Annotated in this window: 18 protein-coding genes and 4 tRNA genes; 18 read left to right on the top strand and 4 right to left on the bottom strand. The window is 67.8% G+C overall.

Annotated features, from left to right (window positions below):
* The gene (locus F0P95_RS10080; protein WP_182334093.1) at positions 1–405 is read left to right on the top strand and encodes a type IV pilin protein; all 405 of its coding nucleotides are present in this window, start codon (positions 1–3) and stop codon (positions 403–405) included.
* A gap of 90 nt (positions 406–495) precedes the next feature.
* Here F0P95_RS10080 and F0P95_RS10085 read toward each other — a convergent pair.
* Positions 496–572: transfer RNA gene (locus tag F0P95_RS10085), tRNA-Asn, on the bottom strand.
* Positions 573–691: 119 nt separating this feature from the next.
* Positions 692–1,201 carry a GspH/FimT family pseudopilin gene (locus F0P95_RS10090; protein WP_182334095.1) on the bottom strand — a complete coding sequence of 170 codons (510 nt, stop codon included), beginning with the start codon at positions 1,199–1,201 and terminating at the stop codon, positions 692–694.
* A 217-nt stretch (positions 1,202–1,418) separates the two neighbouring features.
* Here F0P95_RS10090 and uvrB point away from each other — a divergent pair, with 217 nt between their 5' ends.
* From uvrB to F0P95_RS10150, 12 genes are all read left to right on the top strand, one after another.
* Positions 1,419–3,434, top strand: coding sequence for an excinuclease ABC subunit UvrB (uvrB, locus tag F0P95_RS10095; RefSeq protein ID WP_182334097.1), 2,016 nt, complete (start codon positions 1,419–1,421; stop codon positions 3,432–3,434).
* Between the two features lie 146 nt (positions 3,435–3,580).
* Positions 3,581–3,655, top strand: a tRNA-Val gene (locus F0P95_RS10100).
* 426 nt (positions 3,656–4,081) lie between these two features.
* Positions 4,082–5,986 carry a threonine--tRNA ligase gene (thrS, locus tag F0P95_RS10105; RefSeq protein WP_182334099.1) on the top strand — a complete coding sequence of 635 codons (1,905 nt, stop codon included), beginning with the start codon at positions 4,082–4,084 and terminating at the stop codon, positions 5,984–5,986.
* A gap of 66 nt (positions 5,987–6,052) precedes the next feature.
* On the top strand, positions 6,053–6,577 hold the full coding sequence (infC, locus tag F0P95_RS10110) for a translation initiation factor IF-3 (protein WP_225546736.1): 525 nt from the start codon (positions 6,053–6,055) through the stop codon (positions 6,575–6,577).
* A 287-nt stretch (positions 6,578–6,864) separates the two neighbouring features.
* Positions 6,865–7,062, top strand: coding sequence for a 50S ribosomal protein L35 (gene rpmI / locus F0P95_RS10115; protein WP_010342861.1), 198 nt, complete (start codon positions 6,865–6,867; stop codon positions 7,060–7,062).
* 11 nt (positions 7,063–7,073) lie between these two features.
* Positions 7,074–7,433 carry a 50S ribosomal protein L20 gene (gene rplT, locus F0P95_RS10120; RefSeq protein WP_054664681.1) on the top strand — a complete coding sequence of 120 codons (360 nt, stop codon included), beginning with the start codon at positions 7,074–7,076 and terminating at the stop codon, positions 7,431–7,433.
* 361 nt (positions 7,434–7,794) lie between these two features.
* Positions 7,795–8,790 carry a phenylalanine--tRNA ligase subunit alpha gene (locus F0P95_RS10125; protein WP_182334101.1) on the top strand — a complete coding sequence of 332 codons (996 nt, stop codon included), beginning with the start codon at positions 7,795–7,797 and terminating at the stop codon, positions 8,788–8,790.
* 66 nt (positions 8,791–8,856) lie between these two features.
* Positions 8,857–11,238: a phenylalanine--tRNA ligase subunit beta gene (gene pheT / locus F0P95_RS10130; RefSeq protein ID WP_182334103.1), complete on the top strand. Its 2,382-nt coding sequence runs from the start codon at positions 8,857–8,859 to the stop codon at positions 11,236–11,238.
* Positions 11,239–11,261: 23 nt separating this feature from the next.
* On the top strand, positions 11,262–11,561 hold the full coding sequence (locus F0P95_RS10135) for an integration host factor subunit alpha (protein ID WP_054657702.1): 300 nt from the start codon (positions 11,262–11,264) through the stop codon (positions 11,559–11,561).
* Complete coding sequence (locus F0P95_RS10140; protein ID WP_054664690.1) at positions 11,542–11,898, top strand: MerR family transcriptional regulator; 357 nt, start codon at positions 11,542–11,544, stop codon at positions 11,896–11,898. Before F0P95_RS10135 ends, F0P95_RS10140 begins: the two co-directional genes overlap by 20 nt.
* A gap of 66 nt (positions 11,899–11,964) precedes the next feature.
* Positions 11,965–12,041, top strand: a tRNA-Pro gene (locus tag F0P95_RS10145).
* A 170-nt stretch (positions 12,042–12,211) separates the two neighbouring features.
* Positions 12,212–13,234: a TraB/GumN family protein gene (locus tag F0P95_RS10150; RefSeq protein WP_182334105.1), complete on the top strand. Its 1,023-nt coding sequence runs from the start codon at positions 12,212–12,214 to the stop codon at positions 13,232–13,234.
* 12 nt (positions 13,235–13,246) lie between these two features.
* Here the strand turns inward: F0P95_RS10150 and F0P95_RS10155 are convergent, their stop codons facing one another.
* Complete coding sequence (locus tag F0P95_RS10155) at positions 13,247–14,359, bottom strand: 4Fe-4S dicluster domain-containing protein (protein ID WP_232528673.1); 1,113 nt, start codon at positions 14,357–14,359, stop codon at positions 13,247–13,249.
* Entirely contained in the window at positions 14,356–14,643 is a 288-nt protein-coding gene (locus F0P95_RS10160; protein ID WP_182334107.1) for a hypothetical protein, read from the bottom strand. Before F0P95_RS10160 ends, F0P95_RS10155 begins: the two co-directional genes overlap by 4 nt.
* Positions 14,644–14,830: 187 nt before the next feature.
* Between F0P95_RS10160 and F0P95_RS10165 the strand changes: the two genes are divergently transcribed.
* The 5 genes from F0P95_RS10165 (at position 14,831) to F0P95_RS10185 (ending at position 19,938) form a co-directional block, all read left to right on the top strand.
* Positions 14,831–15,247, top strand: coding sequence for a group III truncated hemoglobin (locus F0P95_RS10165; RefSeq protein ID WP_182334109.1), 417 nt, complete (start codon positions 14,831–14,833; stop codon positions 15,245–15,247).
* An 87-nt stretch (positions 15,248–15,334) separates the two neighbouring features.
* A complete protein-coding gene (hemN, locus tag F0P95_RS10170; RefSeq protein WP_182334111.1) occupies positions 15,335–16,744 on the top strand; it encodes an oxygen-independent coproporphyrinogen III oxidase in 1,410 nt (469 codons plus the stop codon).
* A 142-nt stretch (positions 16,745–16,886) separates the two neighbouring features.
* Positions 16,887–16,973, top strand: a tRNA-Leu gene (locus tag F0P95_RS10175).
* Between the two features lie 22 nt (positions 16,974–16,995).
* A complete protein-coding gene (locus tag F0P95_RS10180; protein WP_182334113.1) occupies positions 16,996–18,285 on the top strand; it encodes a nucleotide sugar dehydrogenase in 1,290 nt (429 codons plus the stop codon).
* Positions 18,286–18,315: 30 nt separating this feature from the next.
* Positions 18,316–19,938 carry an FMN-binding glutamate synthase family protein gene (locus F0P95_RS10185; protein ID WP_182334114.1) on the top strand — a complete coding sequence of 541 codons (1,623 nt, stop codon included), beginning with the start codon at positions 18,316–18,318 and terminating at the stop codon, positions 19,936–19,938.
* Positions 19,939–19,980: the final 42 nt, after the last annotated feature.

A 19,980-nucleotide genomic window follows, 5' to 3' on the forward strand; every position in this document is an offset into this window, starting at 1 on the left:
ATGAAGAGTGGACGACGCACTCGGGAATCAGGCTTCAGCCTGATCGAGCTGATGGTGGTGCTGGCGATACTGGCGATAGTGGCCAGCATCGCACTGCCCAGCTACAACGATCACATGCGCAAAGCGCGCCGGGCCGCCGGCGCGGCATGTGTGGCGGCGGTGGCGCAGAGGCTCGAGCGTGTGTACACGACCGACCTGAGTTATGCGGCCGCACCGAACATCGCCACGTTGACCGCTTCATGCGACAGTGATGCGTTGAGTTATTACAGTCTGAACAGGCAGGTCCAGGCACGGACATACACGGTCTCCGCTGCGCCGCAGGGGAAGCAGTCGGGTGATTCGTGCGGAACGTTGAGCATCAACCAGCTGGGCGTGAAATCCCCGAGCAGCCCTGGCTGCTGGTAATCCGGCAGCACGACACGAGGGGCGTGAGCCGACAGGGGGGGGCGGCCAGACAAATAAAAAAGCCTGCGATCGCTCGCAGGCTTTTTTATCTGGCGCCCGAAGTTGGACTCGAACCAACGACCCCCTGATTAACAGTCAAGTGCTCTAACCGGCTGAGCTATTCGGGCGGGGAGGCGCATTCTACGCAGCGACGCCGGGGCGTGCAAGTCCCCGCCCGGGCGCCGCGGGCGCAGGCAAGGGCAAAAGCGAGGGCGAGAGCGAGAGCGAGAGCGAGAGCGAGAGCGTTCTAGCGTGGGCATGCCGTCGGCGTCCTGGGGCGGGCAGTGCGTGCGCGGCCCGCGTTGTTGACGATCACCCGTGCCAACAGGCGCCCCTTGGGGTTGCAGAGCGAGATGGTCAGGTTGCTGCCGGCGCTGCGGCCATCGGGCAGGTAGCGGACCTGTCGTCGTCCGGCGGAACTGACGACCCGGATGTGGCGCGACGCCGGGGGTATGTCCTGCCGCACGATGTCGTCCGGTGTGTCGGGGCGGCGGTTGCCATCGCGGTCGAGGAACAGCAGCCAGCCATCGCTCCAGTCGCTCGAGCGTGCGCAGGTGGCGCCATCCGTGGAGGGGCAGAGCGCGGCGATGCTGCGCCTGCTGACCGCGGTGAGGCGGGCCAGGGCGAGGTTGTTGAGCAGCGCGTAGGTCGCGGCGCGGGTGCGTTGCCGTTCGAGCAGGCGATCCATGGATGGCAGGGCGATGATGGCGAGGGTCGCCAGGATGAAGGCGCCGACCAGCATTTCCACCAGGCTCATGCCGCGTGGGCGCGGTGAGAGAGGAGGTGATGCAGGGGGTGTCCAGGTCATGTCGGGCTTTCCCGCGGAGCGGCGCGCAGCGCGCCTGCAGCCAGACTGGGCCGATGCGATGGTGGCGGGAATCGGCCGCAGGGGGCGGCCCGGCATGGGAAATGTCCTCAGCCGGCCGTCATCCGTGCGGTGGCTATACTTGCCGGTCCATACCGCCGGCGCCACCATGTCCGACCGTTTCCAGCTCGTATCGCCCTATTCGCCGGCAGGCGACCAGCCGGCCGCGATCGCCAGGCTCGTCGCCAACTTCGAGGCGGGCATCGCCAAGCAGACCCTGCTGGGCGTGACCGGCTCGGGCAAGACCTACACCATCGCCAACGTGGTGCAGCAGGTCCAGCGGCCGACCCTGGTGATGGCGCCGAACAAGACGCTGGCGGCGCAGTTGTATGGCGAGTTCAAGTCGTTCTTCCCGCACAACGCGGTCGAGTACTTCGTCAGTTATTACGATTACTACCAGCCCGAGGCCTATGTGCCGGCCTCGGACACCTTCATCGAGAAGGACAGCTCGATCAACGAGCATATCGAGCAGATGCGGCTCGCCGCGACCAAGACCCTGCTGTCGCGGCCCGATGCGCTGGTGGTGGCGACGGTCTCGGCGATCTACGGCCTCGGCGCGCCCGAGGACTACCTGTCGCTGCGGCTGATCCTGTCCAAGGGCGAGCGCATCGACCAGCGCGACCTGATCAACCATCTGACCCAGTTGCAGTACACCCGCAACGAGTACGAACTGCAGCGCGGCACCTTCCGCGTGCGCGGCGAGGTCATCGACGTGTTTCCCGCCGAATCGGACAGCGAGGCGGTGCGCATCGAGCTGTTCGATGGCGAAGTCGAGCAGCTGGGCATGTTCGACCCGCTCACCGGCGAGAGCCTGCGCAGGATGCAGCGCTACACGATCTACCCCAAGACCCACTACGCCACCACCCGCGAACGGGTGCTGGCGGCGATCGAGACCATCAAGGTCGAGCTCAAGGAGCGCCTGGAGCAGCTGTACGCGCAGAACAAGCTGGTCGAGGCGCAGCGCCTGGCCCAGCGTACCCAGTTCGACCTGGAGATGATGGCCGAGGTCGGCTACTGCAGTGGCATCGAGAATTACTCGCGGCACCTGACCGGCAAGGCCGCCGGCGAGCCGCCGCCGACCCTGTTCGACTACCTGCCGCCGGATGCGTTGCTGGTGATCGACGAATCGCACGTGACCATCCCGCAGATCGGCGCGATGTACAAGGGCGACCGCTCGCGCAAGGAGACGCTGGTGGAGTTCGGCTTCCGCCTGCCATCGGCGCTGGACAACCGCCCGCTGCGTTTCGAGGAATGGGAGGCGCGCTCGCCGCGCAGCATCTACGTATCGGCCACCCCCGGGCCCTATGAGCTGCGCGAGTCGGGCGACGAGATCACCGAGCTGGTGGTGCGCCCGACCGGGCTGGTCGACCCGCAGGTCGAGATCCGGCCGGTGGCCACCCAGGTCGACGACCTGATGTCCGAGTGCCATGCGCGCATCAGCATGGGCGACCGCGTGCTGGTCACCACCCTGACCAAGCGCATGGCCGAGAACCTCACCGAGTACCTCGGCGAGCATGGCATCCGCGTGCGCTACCTGCATTCGGACGTGGATACGGTCGAGCGCGTGGAGATCATCCGCGACCTGCGCCTGGGCAAGTTCGACGTTCTGGTCGGCATCAACCTGCTGCGCGAAGGCCTGGACATGCCGGAAGTCTCGCTGGTGGCGATCCTGGACGCGGACAAGGAGGGCTTCCTGCGTTCGACCGGCTCGCTGATCCAGACCATCGGCCGCGCCGCCCGCAACCTGCGCGGCAAGGCGATCCTCTATGCCGACAGGATCACCCGCTCGATGCAGGCGGCCATCGACGAGACCGACCGCCGCCGCCAGAAGCAGGTGGAGCACAACGAGGCGCACGGCATCGTGCCCAAGTCGGTGGCGCGGCCGATCATCGACATCCTCGAGGGTGCGCACGAGGAGGGATCGGCCAAATCCGGCGCCAAGGGCAAGGGGCGGCGGGTGGCAGAGCCCGAGGCCGACTATCTGTCGCTGGAGCCGGCCAGGCTGGCGGCCCGCATCAAGGAGCTGGAACAGCGGATGTACCAGCATGCGCGCGACCTGGAGTTCGAGGACGCGGCGCGGGTGCGCGACCAGATCCGCCGCATGAAGGAAGCAAGCCTGGGCTGACTCGCGCGGCTTGCCGGTGCCTTGCCCGCGGGTGGGGCGGGGCGCATGAAGGGCGATGTGAAAATTTTTCCGGAAACCTGTTGCTCTTGCCGGATCGCTGGCATAAGATACGCGCCCTCGCAGCAAGCAATTTGTTGCGGCGAAAAGGGCGGTTAGCTCAGCGGTAGAGCACTACCTTGACATGGTAGGGGTCACAGGTTCGAACCCTGTACCGCCCACCACTCCGGTGAGGAGTGGATCAATGACCCGGCAGATGCCGGGTTTTTTGTGGCCGTCGATCCGGGCCGCGCGCCCCGCCGGAATGTGTCGTCCAGGCCTGCTTTGCCCCGGTTTCCCGTGGCCCGTCGCGCTGGCGCGCGGTGCGGTTGCCGGCCGGGCGGGCAAGGCCGGCGCACGCGCGATGGAGGCGGAATGGCCGCGATTGGTTTACCATCGTGCCCGACCTCCTTCCGGAAAAGGTGGCCCGCGGAAACGCCGGCCGAGCGTGCGACATGAGCACTACCCACTCCTGACGCCAGATTCCGCCACGGCCCTGCAGCAGGCGCCTTCGTGGCGCTTTTTTATTGCCCCGATTTTCCGCAGGCGCATTCCCGCATCGCGTGTTCCGCGATCCGCCGCGACCGGCGGGCCATCCCCCAGGTGAAGCCATGATCAACATCACTCTCCCCGACGGCAGTGTCCGTCAGTTCGAAAACCCGGTCAGCGTCATGGACGTGGCCCAGTCCATCGGCGCCGGCCTGGCCAAGGCCACCATCGCCGGCGCGGTCGATGGCGTGCTGGTCGATGCCGGCGACGTCATCGACCACGACGCCACGCTGCGCATCATCACCGCCAAGGACGAGGAGGGCGTGGAGATCATCCGCCACTCGTGCGCCCACCTGGTCGGCCATGCGGTCAAGCAGTTGTACCCGGACGTGAAGATGGTGATCGGCCCGGTCATCGCCGAGGGCTTCTACTACGACATCTACTCCGAGCGCCCGTTCACGCCGGATGACATGGCCGCGATCGAGAAGCGCATGGGCGAGCTCATCGCGCAGGACTACGACGTCATCAAGAAGATGACGCCGCGCGCCGAGGTGGTCGAGATCTTCAGGGCCCGCGGCGAGGACTACAAGCTGCGCCTGATCGAGGACATGTCCGATGACATCCAGGCCATGGGCATGTACTACCACCAGGAATACGTGGACATGTGCCGTGGCCCGCACGTGCCGAATACCCGTTTCCTCAAGGCCTTCAAGCTGACCCGTATTTCCGGCGCCTATTGGCGCGGCGATGCCAAGAACGAGCAGCTGCAGCGCATCTACGGCACCGCATGGGCCGACAAGAAGCAGCTCGAGGCCTACATCAAGCGCATCGAGGAAGCCGAGATGCGCGACCACCGCCGCATCGGCAAGCAGCAGGAGCTGTTCCACCTGCAGGAAGAGGCGCCGGGCCTGGTGTTCTGGCACCCCAAGGGCTGGGCGCTGTGGCAGGTGGTCGAGCAGTACGTGCGCCGCGTCTATCGCAGCAGCGGCTACGGCGAGGTGCGCTGCCCGCAGATCCTGGACGTGAGCCTGTGGAAGAAGTCCGGCCACTGGGACAACTACCAGGACAACATGTTCTTCACCGAGTCGGAGAAGCGCACCTACGCGGTCAAGCCGATGAACTGCCCGGGCCATATCCAGGTGTTCAACCAGGGCCTGCACAGCTACCGCGACCTGCCGATCCGCTATGGCGAGTTCGGCGCCTGCCACCGCAACGAGCCGTCCGGCGCGCTGCACGGCATCCTGCGCGTGCGCGGTTTCACCCAGGACGACGGCCACGTGTTCTGCACCGAGGAGCAGGTGGAGTCCGAGGTCCGCGCGTTCCACGCCCAGGCGCTGAAGGTCTATGCCGATTTCGGCTTCGAGGACATCCAGATCAAGATCGCGCTGCGCCCGGAATCGCGCCTGGGTGACGACGCCACCTGGGACAAGGCCGAAGACGCCCTGCGTTCGGCGCTGTCCAGCTGTGGCGTGGAATGGCAGGAACTGCCGGGCGAGGGTGCCTTCTATGGCCCGAAGATCGAGTATCACCTGAAGGACGCCATCGGCCGGACCTGGCAGCTGGGCACCATGCAGGTGGACTTCATGATGCCGGGCCGCCTCGGCGCCGAGTACGTCGACGAAAACAGCCAGAAACGGCACCCGGTGATGCTGCACCGGGCCATCGTGGGCTCGATGGAGCGCTTCATCGGCATCCTCATCGAGCACCATGCCGGCGCGTTCCCCACCTGGCTGGCGCCGGTACAGGTGGTGGTGGCCAATATCACCGATGCCCAGGCTGAATACGTTCAGCAGGTTCGCAAAACCCTTGCGGAGCAAGGGTTCCGGGTCACCGCCGATTTGCGGAACGAGAAGATCGGCTATAAGATTCGCGAGCATACGCTGCAGCGTGTGCCGTATCTGCTGGTCATCGGAGACCGCGAGAAGGAGAACGGCGCGGTGGCGGTACGCACCCGTTCGGGTGAGGATCTGGGCAGCATGTCGCTCCAGGCCTTCATCGAACGCCTGCAGGCGGAACACAGGCAGTAAGCATCCAGCCCCGGTCCCCGCGGACGCTCCGCCGGGGCCGGTTCGATTCCATCCGGAGATTGCAATATCAGTACCCCTGACAACAAGCAGAATCGTCGCAATCATGAAATCCGCGTGCCGCGCGTGCGCGTGATCGGCAGCGACGGTGAAATGATCGGCGTGTTGACGCGCGACGAAGCGCTGTCGATGGCCGAGGATGAGGGCCTGGACCTGGTCGAGATCCAGCCGCAGGCCGATCCGCCGGTCTGCAAGATCATGGACTTCGGCAAGTTCAAGTTCGAACAGCAGAAGAAGGCCAACGAGGCCAAGAAGAAGAGCCGTCAGGTCGAGATCAAGGAAGTCAAGTTCCGTCCGGTCACGGACGAGGGCGACTACCAGATCAAGCTGCGCAAGATGCGTGGTTTCCTCGAAGAGGGCGACAAGGTCAAGGTCAACATCCGCTTCCGTGGCCGTGAGATGAGCCACCAGGAGCTGGGTCGCGAGATGGCCGGTCGCATCGAGGCGGACCTGGGCGAGGACATCGTGATCGAATCGCGCCCGCGCCTGGAAGGCCGGCAGATGGTCATGATGATCGCGCCGAAGAAGAAGTAACGGCGCCGCGGCCCGGGCCGCAGCCGTACCCGCGGACGGGGAGGGGCCTGGCGCCGGCTTCCCGTCCCGTATTCATGTGCCTGGCCCCGCTGCCGCCTGCGTTTGCAAGTGCGCCGGGGCCCGGGCATAATGGGCGGCCCGGTTCGCCGGGTTTGCTGTTTGCAACATCCAACAGGACCTGCCTGCCTCCATCGGGAGTGCGGGCTTCAAGCAGGCAAGGGCAAGGATGGAAAGCGTGGCGCGAGCCACCGCCCGGCCAGTAAAAAGAGACCATCAAGGACATAGCAATGCCCAAGATCAAGACCAACCGGGCGGCGGCCAAGCGTTTCCGCAAGACCGCTTCCGGCAAGTACAAGGCTGGCCACGCCAACCGTAGCCACATCCTCACCAAGAAGGCGACCAAGCGGAAGCGTAACCTGCGTCAGACGAACCACGTCCGCGCAGAAGACGCAGGCCGTCTGGACCGCATGCTGCCCTACCTCTGAGGAACTGAACCATGGCACGAGTTAAGCGTGGTGTGCAGGCGCGCCGCCGCCACAAGAAGATCATCAGCCAGGCGAAGGGCTACTACAATGCCCGCCGCAAGGTTTTCCGCGTCGCCAAGCAGGCGGTCATCAAGGCGCAGCAGTACGCCTATATCGGCCGCAAGCAGAAGAAGCGCAATTTCCGTTCGCTGTGGATCACCCGCATCAATGCGGCTGCCCGCATCAACGGCATGAGCTACAGCCGTTTCATGAACGGCCTGCTCAAGGCTGGCATCACCCTGGACCGCAAGGTGCTGGCGGACATTGCCGTGCACGACGCGGCGGGTTTTGCCGCGCTGGCCGAGAAGGCCAAGAGCGCGCTGGCGGCATAAGTCCTTCTCCTGCCGGCGCGGTTCACCCGCGACGGTGGTGAATGAGACAATGCATGGGGAAGGGCGCAAGTCCTTCCCCATTTCTTTTTCCAGCTTGGCCGTTCCCTCCTCCCTCGGGAGGAGGCGCCCCGAGGGGGCGGATGAGGGCGCGCCGCAGGAGCCCGCGGCAGTAGCGGGGTTGAACGCGTCGCCACGCACCGGATTGGAAAACAATCAGTGCATCGGCGTCCGCGCAATCCGACTACGCTAGGATTCGCTCGTGCCCTCACCCCGATCTTCTTCCGCCGGAAGGGGACTGGGAGCTCCGGGATATCGCCCGGCGCGGAACGTGTGAGGCGACCCATCCGAGATCCGTCGATCCATGAGTGACATCCAATCCCTGACCGCCCAGGCGCTGGCCGACGTGGCCGCGGCGCAGAATCCGGAAACGCTGGAAAACCTGCGCGTGGCCCTGCTGGGCAAGAGCGGCAGCATCACCGCGCAGCTCAAGCAGCTGGGCGCATTGCCGGCCGACGAACGCAAGGCGGCGGGCGAGGCCATCAACCGTGCGCGCGACGCGGTGTCCGCGGCGCTGGGCGAGCGCAAGGCGCTGCTGGAGAACGCGGCCCTGGACGCGCGCCTGGCATCCGAGCGCATCGATGTCACCTTGCCGGGGCGCGATGGCGGGCGCGGCGGCCTGCACCCGGTCACGCGCACCCTGGAGCGCATCACCGAGATCTTCGGCCGGCTCGGCTACGAACTCTCCGAAGGCCCGGAGATCGAGGACGACTGGCACAACTTCGAGGCGCTGAACTTCCCGCCGCACCACCCGGCGCGCGCCATGCACGACACCTTCTACTTCGGCGATGGCCGCCTGCTGCGCACGCATACCTCCGGGGTGCAGGTGCGCTACATGGGCGACCACCGCCCGCCGCTGCGCATGATCGCCGCCGGCAAGGTCTACCGCAGCGACAGCGACCAGACCCACTCGCCGATGTTCCACCAGGTCGAGGGCCTGCTGGTGGACGAGCACTCCACCTTCGCCGATCTCAAGGGCACGCTGAGCGAGTTCGTGCGCGCCTTCTTCGAGCGCGATTTCGAGATGCGCTTCCGCCCGAGCTATTTCCCGTTCGTGGAGCCGGGTGCGGAGGTGGACATCGCCTGGCAGCAGCCCGACGGCAGCACCCGCTGGCTGGAGGTGCTGGGCTGCGGCATGGTGCACCCGAACGTGCTGCGCAACTGCGGCATCGATCCGGAGCGCTACACCGGCTTCGCCTTCGGGCTGGGCGTGGAGCGCTTCGCGATGCTGCGCTATGGCGTGAACGACCTGCGCGCGTTCTTCGACAACGACGTGCGTTTCCTGCGCCAGTTCGCCTGAGGCGCGGCAGCAGGTTCCCACAGGCATACACGGCGGGCGATGGCCCGCACAACGGATCGAGCAACGATGAAATTCTCCGAAAACTGGCTGCGCAGCCATGTCCCCACCGACGCCTCGCGCGACGCGCTGAGCGCGGTGCTGACCGCCATCGGCCTGGAGGTCGAGGACGTGACGGCGTTGGGCCAGGGCCTGGACCACGTGGTGGTGGCGCGCATCGTCGAGGCCGTGCGCCATCCCGAGGCCGACCGCCTGCAGGTGTGCAAGGTCGATGCGGGCCGCGGCGAACTGCTGCAGATCGTCTGCGGTGCGCCGAACGCGCGCCCGGGCCTGGTGGCGCCGCTGGCCCTGGTCGGCGCGCAGATCGGCGAGCTCAAGATCAAGCCGGCCAGGCTGCGTGGCGTGGAATCCAACGGCATGCTGTGCTCGGCCAGGGAACTGGGCCTGGACAGCGACGCCTCCGGCCTGCTGGAGCTGCCGGATGACGCGCCGGTGGGCACGGCGCTGGTCGAGTACCTCGGCCTGCCCGACGCCAGCATCGAGATCAAGCTCACCCCGAACCGCGCCGACTGCTTCAGCGTGCGCGGCATCGCCTTCGACGTCGCCGCCGCCACCCGCAGCCAGGTCAAGCCGTTCGCCGCCGATGCGGTCCCGGCGCAGGGGGCGCGCGAGCTGGCCATCACGCTGCAGGCCGGCGCCGAGGCGCCGCGCTACCTGGGCCGCGTGATCGAAGGCGTCGATGCGCGTGCGGCCACGCCTTCGTGGATGGCCGAGCGCCTGCGCCGCAGTGGCGTGCGCCCGGTGTCGCTGCTGGTGGACATCACCCAGTACGTGATGCTGGAGCTGGGCCAGCCGATGCATGCCTACGACCTGGACGCGCTCAAGGGCGGTATCGGTGTGCGCCGCTCGCGCGCCGGCGAAACCCTGAAGCTGCTCGATGGCCGTGATGCGACCCTGGACGACAGCTTCCTGGTGATCACCGATGCCGACCGCCCGGTCGGCCTGGCCGGGATGATGGGGGGCTTCGATACCCGGGTCACCGACGCCACCAGCAACGTGTTCCTCGAGGCGGCGCATTTCGCGCCGGCCGCGATCATGGGCCGCGGCCGCAAGCTGGGCCTGCACACCGATGCCGGCCACCGTTTCGAGCGCGGCGTCGATCCGCAGTTGCCGCGCACCGCGATCGAATACGCCACCCGCCTAGTGCTGGACCTGGCCGGCGGCGTGCCGGCGCCGGTCACGGAGGCCGTGCGCGAGGCCGACCTGCCCGTGGCGGCCACGATCCTGCTGCGCCGCGCACGCATCGCGCGCGTGCTCGGCATCGCCATCGACGATGCCGAGGTCGAGCGCATCCTGCGCGCGCTGGGCATGGAGGTGGCGCCGGCGGCCGAAGGCTGGAATGTCACCGCGCCGAGCCGGCGCTTCGATATCGCCATCGAAGAGGACCTGATCGAGGAGCTCGCGCGCATCCACGGCTACGAGCAGATCCCGACCACGCTGCCCGCGGGTGCGGCACGCATCGCCATGCCCAGCGAAACCCGCCTGGACGAGCTGAGCGTGCGCCGCCAGCTGGTGGCGCGCGACATGCTGGAAACCATCAACTACGCCTTCGTCGATGCGCAGCTGCTGGACAACTGGTCGCTGCTGGACGGTCGCGTGGCGCTGGCCAATCCGCTGTCGGCGGAGCTGGCGGTGATGCGGCCGATGCTGCTGCCGGGCCTGGTGGCCACGCTGGGCCGCAATGTCGCGCGCCAGGCCGGCCGCGTACGCCTGTTCGAACTGGGGCGCGTGTTCGCGCAGCAGGCTGGCGAAGCCGGGCAGGCGCCGCGTGAAACCGTGCGCGTCGCCGCGGCGGTCTGTGGCGATGCCGCTGCGCTGCAATGGGGCGAGAAGGCGCGCAAGGTCGATTTCCATGACCTCAAGGGCGACCTGCAGTCGCTGGCCGCCGCCGCCGGGGCGCAGCTGGAGTTCCGTGTCGCGCAGCACCCGTTCGCGCACCCGGCACGGTCGGCCGACGTCTGGCGCGACGGCCAGCGCATCGGCTGGATCGGCCAGCTGCACCCGCGCCTGGCCGCGGCGATGGAGATCGACGTGGAAGTGCTGGCGTTCGAGCTGGACCTGGAGCCGCTGGCCGCGCGTGCGCTGCCACGCGCCGGCGAGCTGTCGCGGTTCCCGGCGGTGCGCCGCGACCTGGCCGTGGTGGCGGCCGAGGCGGTCGAGTGGGCGGCGCTGTCGGCGACCATCCGCCAGGCCGCGGGCAGCCTGCTGCGCGAGGTCGTACTGTTCGACCGCTACGTCGGCCAGGGCGTCGAACCCGGATTCAAGAGTCTGGCTATGGGCTTGATTTTGCAGGACACCTCGCGCACTCTGACGGACCGCGACGTGGACGCCGTGGTCGCCTCCGTGGTGGCCGCCGTCGAGCATGAACACGGCGCCAGGATCCGGGGTTGAAGCGCAGGTAACAGGGAACAGGCATGGCATTGACCAAGGCGGAGATGGCCGACCGGTTGTTCGACGAGGTCGGCTTGAACAAGCGCGAGGCCAAGGAGTTCGTCGATGCGTTCTTCGACGTGCTGCGCGATGCATTGGAACAGGGACGTCAGGTGAAGCTGTCCGGCTTCGGCAATTTCGACCTGCGGCGCAAGAACCAGCGCCCGGGCCGCAATCCCAAGACCGGGGAGGAGATTCCGATTTCCGCCCGCACGGTGGTCACCTTCCGTCCGGGCCAGAAGCTCAAGGAGCGGGTGGAGGCATATGCTGGATCCGGGCAGTAACCGCGAACTTCCGCCGATTCCGGCCAAGCGTTACTTCACCATCGGTGAGGTCAGCGAGCTGTGCGACGTCAAGCCGCACGTGCTGCGTTACTGGGAAACCGAGTTTCCCAGCCTGGAGCCGGCCAAGCGCCGCGGCAACCGCCGCTACTACCAGCGCCACGACGTGCTGATGGTGCGGCAGATCCGTGGCCTGCTGTACGAACAGGGCTACACCATCGGCGGTGCCCGCCTGCGTCTTGAAGGCGAGGGCGCGCGGCAGGAGTCGGCGCTGAGCAACCAGATCATCAGGCAGGTGCGCATGGAGCTGGAGGAAGTGCTGCAGTTGCTGCGGCGTTGACCGCTTCCACGGCAATACGCGTATAATCGCCGGCTCGCCACCACGGTGGCGGCATGCAGTAACGATCGGGGCGTAGCGCAGCCTGGTAGCGCATCTGCCTGGGGGGCAGAGGGTCGTCGGTTCGAATCCGGCCGTCCCGACCAATTACTGTTTGCTGATCAACGGCTTGCACTTCATGGTGCAGGCCGTTTTTCGTTGCGCCGTGCGCGCTGCCACTGCTGAGGGCGGGCGTCGTCGGCAAACCCCGCCACCTTAACGCGCAGGGGCGTGGAACCGGCTAGATTCGCGCCTTTCCCGGATGTCAGGAACGGACATGCGCGTTGCCCGATGGAGTGTGCTGGTAGGGTTGTGGTTGGTTTCGCTCTCGCAGTTGCATGCGGCTGCGCCGCCGGCCGAACCCGCGAGCACGCCGGACCCGGCGCCGATCCGCAATCTGGAAACCCTGGTGGTGCATGGCGTGCAGCCCGGCCCGGGGTTGTGGAAGGTCAGCAAGGACGACCACGTGTTGTGGATCCTGGGGACGGCGTCGCCGCTGCCCGATCGGATCCAGTGGCAGTCGGGCGAGGTGGAAGCGATCGTCGCACGCTCGCAGCAGGTACTGCTGCCGCCGTCCTTGTCGTTCAATGCCGACGTCGGCTTCTTCGGCATGCTGGCGTTGGCGCCGGCTGCGTGGAAAGCGATGCGCAACGAGGATGGCGCGAAGCTGGAGGATGTGCTGCCACCGGCGCTGTATGCGCGCTGGCAGGCGCAGAAGCGCCAGTACCTGGGGCGCGACGGTGGGGTCGAGCGCAAGCGGCCGATGATCGCCGCCAGCGAACTGTACGCGGCGGCGATCAAGTCGGCCGGGCTGGGGCAGAAGCCGGTGGTCTGGCCGGTGGTGCAGAAGGCGGCCAAGGCTGCCGGGATCAAGCCGACCTCGACGACGCTGAAGTTCGAGATCGACGACCCGAAGGCGGCGATCCGCGAGTTCCGTGCCGGCGGCTTCGATGACGTGGCCTGCTTCGAGCACAAGCTGGCGTCGGTCGAGCGCGACCTGCCGCGGCTGGTGGAGCGTGCCAATGCCTGGGCCGTCGGTGACGTCGAGGCATTGCGCCAGTTGCGCCTGGAAGACGCCGACGGGGCCTGCCTGCGTGCCGTTGCCGATTCCGGCTTTGCACGCAACCGCGGCTATGGCGACCTGCGCGAGCGCGGCTACCGGCACTGGATGACGATCGCCGAGGAGGCGCTGGGCCGGAACCGCGAGACGTTCGCGATGTTGCCGGTCGACGGCCTGCTGGCTGCCGATGGCTATCTGGCCCGGCTGCAGGCGCGTGGCTATGCGGTGGAAGCGCCCTGAACCGGCGCGGCGTCAGCTGGCCGCCAGCAGCCCTGTGATCGCCAGGGCCAGGAACAGCACGGTCAGCGCGCCGAACAGCAGCGGCCGGGCGCGGAAGCTGGCGGCGGGCCGCTGCTCGATGCGGGCGATGCTGGTGCGCAGGATGAGCCCCGCAGGGAAGCCGTTGCGGGCCATGGTGTCGTCGCAGGCATCCGTGCAGGCATTGCATTCGATGCACGAGTCGTTGCGGCCGTTGCGGATGTCCAGGCCGATCGGGCAGGCGCGGACGCAGGCGTCGCAATCGGTGCAGTCGCCAAGATGGGCGTCACTGAAGGTCGGGCGCGGGCCGGCGCTGGCCGGATGCGCGGCACGGAACACATAGTCGCGCGCGGTCACCGGATCCAGCAGGCCGCGCGCACGCTGCATCACGCTGCCGCCGCCGGCCGCGCGTGCGCCGCGTGGCTCGCCGCGCCGCGCGTCATAGTGGATGGACGGGGTGAAGGCGTCGGTCAGCCATGGCTGCACGCGGCCGTACGGGCACAGGTAGGTGCAGACCTGCTCGTGCAGGAACAGCACGTTGGCCCAGGTGGCCAGGGCATAGAAGGCGATCCAGAATACTTTCCAGCCCCCGAGCTCGAAGGCGGGCAAGCCGCCGACCAGGCCGCCGATCGGTGAGAAATAACCCACGAAGGTGATGCCGGTCCACAGCGATACCGCGGCCCACAGCGCGTGCCGCAGGACCGGCTCGGTGCGCCCGCCGGCCCGCCCGTTGAGCGTGGTGAGGGGACGCACTGCGCGGTGCAGGCGGGTCAGTACGGTCTGCGGGCAGGCATAGGCGCACCACAGCCGGCCGTACAGGCTGGTGACCAGGCACAGCGCGGCCAGTCCTGCCAGCGCCAGCCACAGCAATGGCACGATCGCATCGGTGCGCAGGCCAAGGCCGAAGAAGTGGATGCGGCGTGCCTCGATGTCGAACAACAGCAAGGGGGCATCATGCCAGCGCAGCCATGGCATGCCGTAGAACAGGCCCAGCATCAGCGCCAGCACCAGCCATTGCACGACATGGCGCCGCTGCACCGGTGCCCGGTGCGCGGGTGCGGCCGGGTGCGCGGTCGCGGAATAGCCGGGGCGCTGGATGCTGCTCATTCCAGCGGCGGCTCTTCGTCGCCACCGGGCGCGCGCAGCAGCAGGGCGGTCACGCTGCAGGCGCAGAACGTGCCCAGCCACGCCAGGAAGAAGCCGGCGGTATAGCCGAGGCCGCGGCTGATCGCGTGTTGCGGGAAGCCGATGCGCTGCAGGTCCAGCGGGTCGAAGAAGGCGAAGAACAGTACCGACGCGACCACCGCGACGAAGAAGCTCGGCCACAGCACCGCGCCCAGCTTCTGTACCGGGGAGGGGGGCGTGGGGGACGAGGTGTCGGGGTCGATCATGGTGACATCGGACGCGGGGCCTGGCGGGCGTACAATCGGAGCTTGCCGCTTCGCCGAAGCGGCGGTGAAGGCAAGGGCGGACTTGCCTTCAGCCTAGGCAGCCCCGGGCCGGGCAGCCTTGATCTGGATCAAGCCATGCCCGGAAGCCGTTCAGCACAATGGCCGCCAGGCGAGGAGCTTTGCAGCGATGAACGATGAACGCCTGCCGCAACCGGCGGCGGACCTGTGCAGCGAGGAGGAGATCGACCGTCTGGTGCGGCGCTTCTATGGGCGCGTGCGCACGGACGAACTGCTGGGGCCGGTATTCGAGGCGCATGTCGACGACTGGGAGGCGCACATGCGGCACCTGGTCGATTTCTGGTCGGCGCTGCTGCGCGGCACCCGCCGGTTCCAGGGCGCGCCGATGCAGAAGCACATGGTGATCGACGAACTGCGCGAGGAGCTGTTCGAGCGCTGGCTGCAGCTGTTCCGGCAGACCACGGCCGAACTGGGCAACGTGCCGATGCAGCGGCTGGCCGATGATGCCGCCGAGCGCATCGCCGGCAATTTCTGGCGCCGGTTCCAGATGTCGCGCTGGCCCACGCTGCCGGTGCTGGGCCCCTAGGGCCGGCCACGGTCCGGGCCGGGGCATGCCGCGGCTCCATTGATCTGGCTCAAGGCGGCCGTGCGCGGCATCGGGCAGTCTGCGCGCATGGACACTCCCCTTGCATTTCCCGATCCCCTGGGCTGGACCTTCGATCCGGATATCCTGCGCCGCCATGACCGGCCGGGACCGCGCTACACGTCCTACCCCACCGCGCCGCATTTCCACGATGGCTACGGCGCCGGGCAGTTCCGCGAGGCCATCGCGCGCAGCAATGCATCGGCGCGGCCACTGTCGCTGTACGTGCACGTGCCGTACTGCACCAGTCCCTGCTTCTACTGCGGCTGCAACCGGGTCATCAGCCGCGACCGTGACAAGGGGGCGCCGTACGTGGACCGCGTGCTTGCCGAAGCGGACCGGGTGGCGCCGCTGTTCGCACCCGGGCGCGAGGTCACCCAGCTGCACTTCGGCGGCGGCACGCCCAACTTCCTAGAGCCGGAACAGTTGTCGCGCCTGGTCGAGGGACTGCGCCAGCGTTTCTGCTTCAGCGGCGATACCGGCCGCGATTTCTCCATCGAACTGGACCCGCGCTCGGTCAGTCCGGACGATATCGCCGTGCTGGCGCAGCTGGGCTTCAACCGCGCCAGCCTCGGTGTGCAGGATTTCGACCCTGCGGTGCAGCAGGCGATCAACCGCGTGCAGGGCGTGGACGAGACGCTGGCGATCATCGACGCCTGCCGCCGCCATGGCCTGCGCTCGGTCAATGTCGACCTGATCTACGGCCTGCCCAGGCAGACCCTGGAAGGCTTCGCACGCACGCTGGAAACCGTGCTGGCGGTGCGTCCGGACCGGCTTGCGATCTACGGCTACGCGCACATGCCGCACCTGTTCAAGGCGCAGCGGCAGATCGTCGATGCGGAGCTGCCTGATGCCGAACGCAAGCTGGCGCTGCTCGGGCTGGCGGTGGAGCGGCTGTCGGCGGCGGGGTACCAGTACATCGGCATGGATCATTTCGCGTTGCCGGAAGAAGACCTGTCGCGTGCGCAGCGCGCCGGCAGCCTGCACCGCAACTTCATGGGCTACACCACCCATGCCGACAGCGACCTGCTGGGGCTGGGCGTAAGCGCCATCAGCCGGATCGACAACAGCTACAGCCAGAACCCGCGCGACCTGAAGGACTGGGAGGCGCGGATCGACGCCGGCGGCCTGCCGGTATGGCGCGGGCTGGAGCTGGATGCCGACGACGTGCTGCGCGCCGAGCTGATCCAGCAGCTGATGTGCCACGGCCGCGTGGACGGCCACGCCCTGGCGGCGCGCCACGGCATCGATTTCGAGCAGTACTTCGCCGTCGAACTGGCGGCGCTGCAGCGCCTGGCCGACGACGGGCTGGCCCGGTACCACGACGGCGTCGTCGCCGCGACCCGGCAGGGGCGGCCGCTGCTGCGCCTGATCGCCATGTGCTTCGACCGTTACCTGCAGGCCCCGCAGCAGCCGGCGCGCTACTCGCGGGCGATCTGAACGCCGCCGCGGCGCGTGGCTGGCGTGCGACGGCCACGCCCGCCACGGGATCGGCCCCGGAACCCCTGCCGCGATGGCGGGGCGCGCCCGCGCGGCATCGTCGGATTCACAAGCGCGTGCCGATCAGGCAGGCTATCGCGATGCCCGGATGGCGAAACTGGTAGACGCATCGGACTTAAAATCCGCCGGGGGCAACCCCATGCCGGTTCGATTCCGGCTCCGGGCACCAGCATGCAACCTCGAGGGATGGGATGAGCGCCGACATTTCCGCAGCCAGCGCGCCGCGCATCGCCGTCGTCGGCCTGGGCTATGTGGGCCTGCCGCTGGCGGTCGAGTTCGGGCGGACGCTGGACACGCTCGGCTACGACATCGATGCCACGCGCGTGGCCGAGCTGCGCCAGGGCCACGACCGCACGCTGGAGCTGGAGGCCGCCGAACTGGCGGCGGCCACCTGCCTGCGCTATTGCGCCGACGTGGCGGAACTGGCCCGGTGCAACGTGTTCGTCGTCACCGTGCCCACGCCGATCGATGCCTGGGAGCAGCCGGACCTGGAGCCTTTGCGCGCGGCCAGCCAGCTGATCGCCGGGGTGCTCAAGCGCGGTGACCTGGTGATCTACGAATCCACCGTCTATCCCGGTACCACCGAGGAAGTCTGCGTGCCGCTGCTGGAGCAGGGCTCGGGCCTGCGCTTCAACCAGGATTTCTGGTGCGGCTACAGCCCCGAGCGGATCAATCCCGGCGACCGCCAGCGGCGCCTGCCGGACATCCGCAAGATCACTTCCGGATCCACGCCGGAAGCGGCCGAAGTGGTGGACGCGTTGTACCGCCGGATCATCGCCGCCGGTACCTGGCGCGCACCGTCGCTGCGCGTGGCCGAAGCGGCCAAGGTGGTGGAGAACATCCAGCGCGACGTCAACATCGCCCTGGTCAACGAACTGGCGCTGATCTTCGACCGGCTCGGCATCGATACCCTGGACGTGCTCGAGGCGGCCGGCACCAAGTGGAACTTCCTGCCGTTCCGCCCGGGCATGGTCGGCGGCCACTGTATCGGCGTGGATCCGTACTACCTGTTGCACAAGTCCGAGAGCGTGGGCTACCACCCCGACCTGATCCACACCGCGCGCCAGGTCAACAACCGGGTGGTCGCGCACGTGGTGGCGCGGGTGGACGCACTGCTGGCCGGCAAGGGCAAGCCGCTGCGCGGTGCCCGGGTGCTGGTGCTGGGCGTGACCTTCAAGGAGGACTGCCCGGACCTGCGCAACAGCCGTGCGCTGGACCTGGCGCGCCTGCTGGCCGGGCAGGGCGCGCAGGTGGATGCCTTCGATCCATGGGCGGATGCGGCCGAGGCCGAGCGCGAATCGGGCATGCGCCTGGTCGATGCGCCCGCGCAGGGACACTACGACGCGGTGGTGCTGGCGGTCGCGCACCGCCAGTTCCGCGAGCTCGACGCCGAGCGCATACGCGCGCTGGGTGTGCCGGACATGGTGGTCTACGACGTCAAATCGGTGTGGCCGCGGCACGCGGTGGACGACCGGTTGTAGAATCCGCCATCCCCGGTCACGAGGACGGCAATGCATCGTTATCTGGTCTATGTACTGGCACTGGTCCTGTTGCCGGTATCGCTTGCGCTGGCGGTGCGCTGGCCCGCCTGGTACTGGGGCGTCGGCCTGTTCGCCGCGATGGCGTTGATCGGTACCTGGGACATGCTGCAGCGGCGCAGCGTGCTGCGGCGCAATTATCCGGTGCTGGCGCACTTCCGCTACGGCTTCGAATCCATCGGTCCGGAAATCCGCCAGTACTTCGTGCAGAGCGACCTGGAGGACGTGCCGTTCTCGCGCCAGCAGCGCCAACTGGTCTACCAGCGTGCGCGCAACGTGATGGACGTGGTGCCGTTCGGCACGCTGCGCAGTACCTACGCGGTGGACTACGAGTGGATCAACCATTCGATGGCGCCGACCAGCATCCCGCACCACGATTTCCGCGTGGTCATCGGCGCCGGCTGCGCACGGCCCTATTCGGCCAGTGTGTTCAACATTTCGGCGATGAGCTTCGGTTCGCTGTCGGCCAACGCCATCCGCGCGCTGAACAAGGGCGCGAAGATGGGCGGCTTCTACCATGACACCGGCGAAGGCTCGATTTCGCCCTACCACCGCGAGAACGGCGGCGACCTGGTGTGGGAGATCGGTTCGGGCTACTTCGGTTGCCGTGACGAGCAGGGGCGTTTCAGCGAGGAGCGCTTCGTCGAGAACGCCAACCACGACCAGGTCAAGATGATCGAGATCAAGCTGTCGCAGGGCGCCAAGCCCGGCCATGGCGGGGTGTTGCCCGCGGCCAAGGTCAGCGCGGAGATTTCGGTCACCCGTGGGGTGCCGATGGGCGTGGACTGCGTGTCGCCGTCGCGCCACTCGGCGTTCTCCACGCCGGTGGAACTGCTGCAGTTCGTCGCGCGCCTGCGCGAGCTGTCCGGCGGCAAGCCAACCGGCTTCAAGCTGGCCATCGGCCATCCGTGGGAATGGTTCGGCATCGCCAAGGCCATGCACGAGACCGGGCTGTTGCCCGACTTCATCGTGGTCGATGGCGCCGAGGGCGGCACCGGCGCATCGCCGGCCGAGTTCATCGACCACGTCGGCGTGCCGATGAACGAAGCCCTGATCCTGGTGCACAACACGCTGGTGGGGCTGAACCTGCGCGAGCGGATCCGCATCGGCGCCGCCGGCAAGGTGACCAGCGCCTTCGACATCGCGCGGACCATCGCGCTGGGGGCGGACTGGTGCAACGCCGGGCGTGGCTTCATGTTCGCGCTGGGCTGCATCCAGTCATTGAGCTGCCACAACGACAAGTGCCCGACCGGCATCGCTACCCAGGACCCCAGCCGCTGGCGCCACCTCGACCCGACCGACAAGGCCGAGCGGGTACGCAATTTCCATGAGAACACCCTGCGCGCGCTGCGCGACCTGCTGGGCGCGGCCGGCCTGAACGATCCGTCGGAACTGGGCCCGGAGCACATCCTGCGGCGGGTGTCGCCGATCGAGATCCGCTCGATGGCGACGTTGTACCGCTACCTGGCGCCGGGCGAACTGCTCGACCGGGTGCCGGGCCACGCGGTGTTCCGCGAGTACTGGGCGGACGCGCGCAGCGATTCGTTCCAGCCGCCGGCACGCATCGCGGCGCTGCGTGGTACCAAGCTGCACTGAAGCCGGGGCCATCCCGGGGCGGCGGGAGGGCGTGGCAGGCTG

This window comes from Stenotrophomonas acidaminiphila, from assembly GCF_014109845.1.
Taxonomy (GTDB): domain Bacteria; phylum Pseudomonadota; class Gammaproteobacteria; order Xanthomonadales; family Xanthomonadaceae; genus Stenotrophomonas; species Stenotrophomonas acidaminiphila.

What these genes read in the sequence shown, in the direction of transcription:
- F0P95_RS10135 (WP_054657702.1), top strand. Translation starts at nt 11,262, where the DNA reads ATGGCATTGACCAAGGCGGAGATGGCCGACCGGTTGTTCGACGAGGTC.
- rplT (WP_054664681.1), top strand. Translation starts at nt 7,074, where the DNA reads ATGGCACGAGTTAAGCGTGGTGTGCAGGCGCGCCGCCGCCACAAGAAG.
- F0P95_RS10165 (WP_182334109.1), top strand. Translation starts at nt 14,831, where the DNA reads ATGAACGATGAACGCCTGCCGCAACCGGCGGCGGACCTGTGCAGCGAG.
- F0P95_RS10080 (WP_182334093.1), top strand. Translation starts at nt 1, where the DNA reads ATGAAGAGTGGACGACGCACTCGGGAATCAGGCTTCAGCCTGATCGAG.
- thrS (WP_182334099.1), top strand. Translation starts at nt 4,082, where the DNA reads ATGATCAACATCACTCTCCCCGACGGCAGTGTCCGTCAGTTCGAAAAC.
- F0P95_RS10090 (WP_182334095.1), bottom strand. Translation starts at nt 1,201, where the DNA reads ATGAGCCTGGTGGAAATGCTGGTCGGCGCCTTCATCCTGGCGACCCTC.
- F0P95_RS10150 (WP_182334105.1), top strand. Translation starts at nt 12,212, where the DNA reads ATGCGCGTTGCCCGATGGAGTGTGCTGGTAGGGTTGTGGTTGGTTTCG.
- F0P95_RS10140 (WP_054664690.1), top strand. Translation starts at nt 11,542, where the DNA reads ATGCTGGATCCGGGCAGTAACCGCGAACTTCCGCCGATTCCGGCCAAG.
- F0P95_RS10155 (WP_232528673.1), bottom strand. Translation starts at nt 14,359, where the DNA reads ATGAGCAGCATCCAGCGCCCCGGCTATTCCGCGACCGCGCACCCGGCC.
- rpmI (WP_010342861.1), top strand. Translation starts at nt 6,865, where the DNA reads ATGCCCAAGATCAAGACCAACCGGGCGGCGGCCAAGCGTTTCCGCAAG.
- F0P95_RS10185 (WP_182334114.1), top strand. Translation starts at nt 18,316, where the DNA reads ATGCATCGTTATCTGGTCTATGTACTGGCACTGGTCCTGTTGCCGGTA.
- F0P95_RS10160 (WP_182334107.1), bottom strand. Translation starts at nt 14,643, where the DNA reads ATGATCGACCCCGACACCTCGTCCCCCACGCCCCCCTCCCCGGTACAG.
- F0P95_RS10125 (WP_182334101.1), top strand. Translation starts at nt 7,795, where the DNA reads ATGAGTGACATCCAATCCCTGACCGCCCAGGCGCTGGCCGACGTGGCC.
- uvrB (WP_182334097.1), top strand. Translation starts at nt 1,419, where the DNA reads ATGTCCGACCGTTTCCAGCTCGTATCGCCCTATTCGCCGGCAGGCGAC.
- hemN (WP_182334111.1), top strand. Translation starts at nt 15,335, where the DNA reads ATGGACACTCCCCTTGCATTTCCCGATCCCCTGGGCTGGACCTTCGAT.
- F0P95_RS10180 (WP_182334113.1), top strand. Translation starts at nt 16,996, where the DNA reads ATGAGCGCCGACATTTCCGCAGCCAGCGCGCCGCGCATCGCCGTCGTC.
- pheT (WP_182334103.1), top strand. Translation starts at nt 8,857, where the DNA reads ATGAAATTCTCCGAAAACTGGCTGCGCAGCCATGTCCCCACCGACGCC.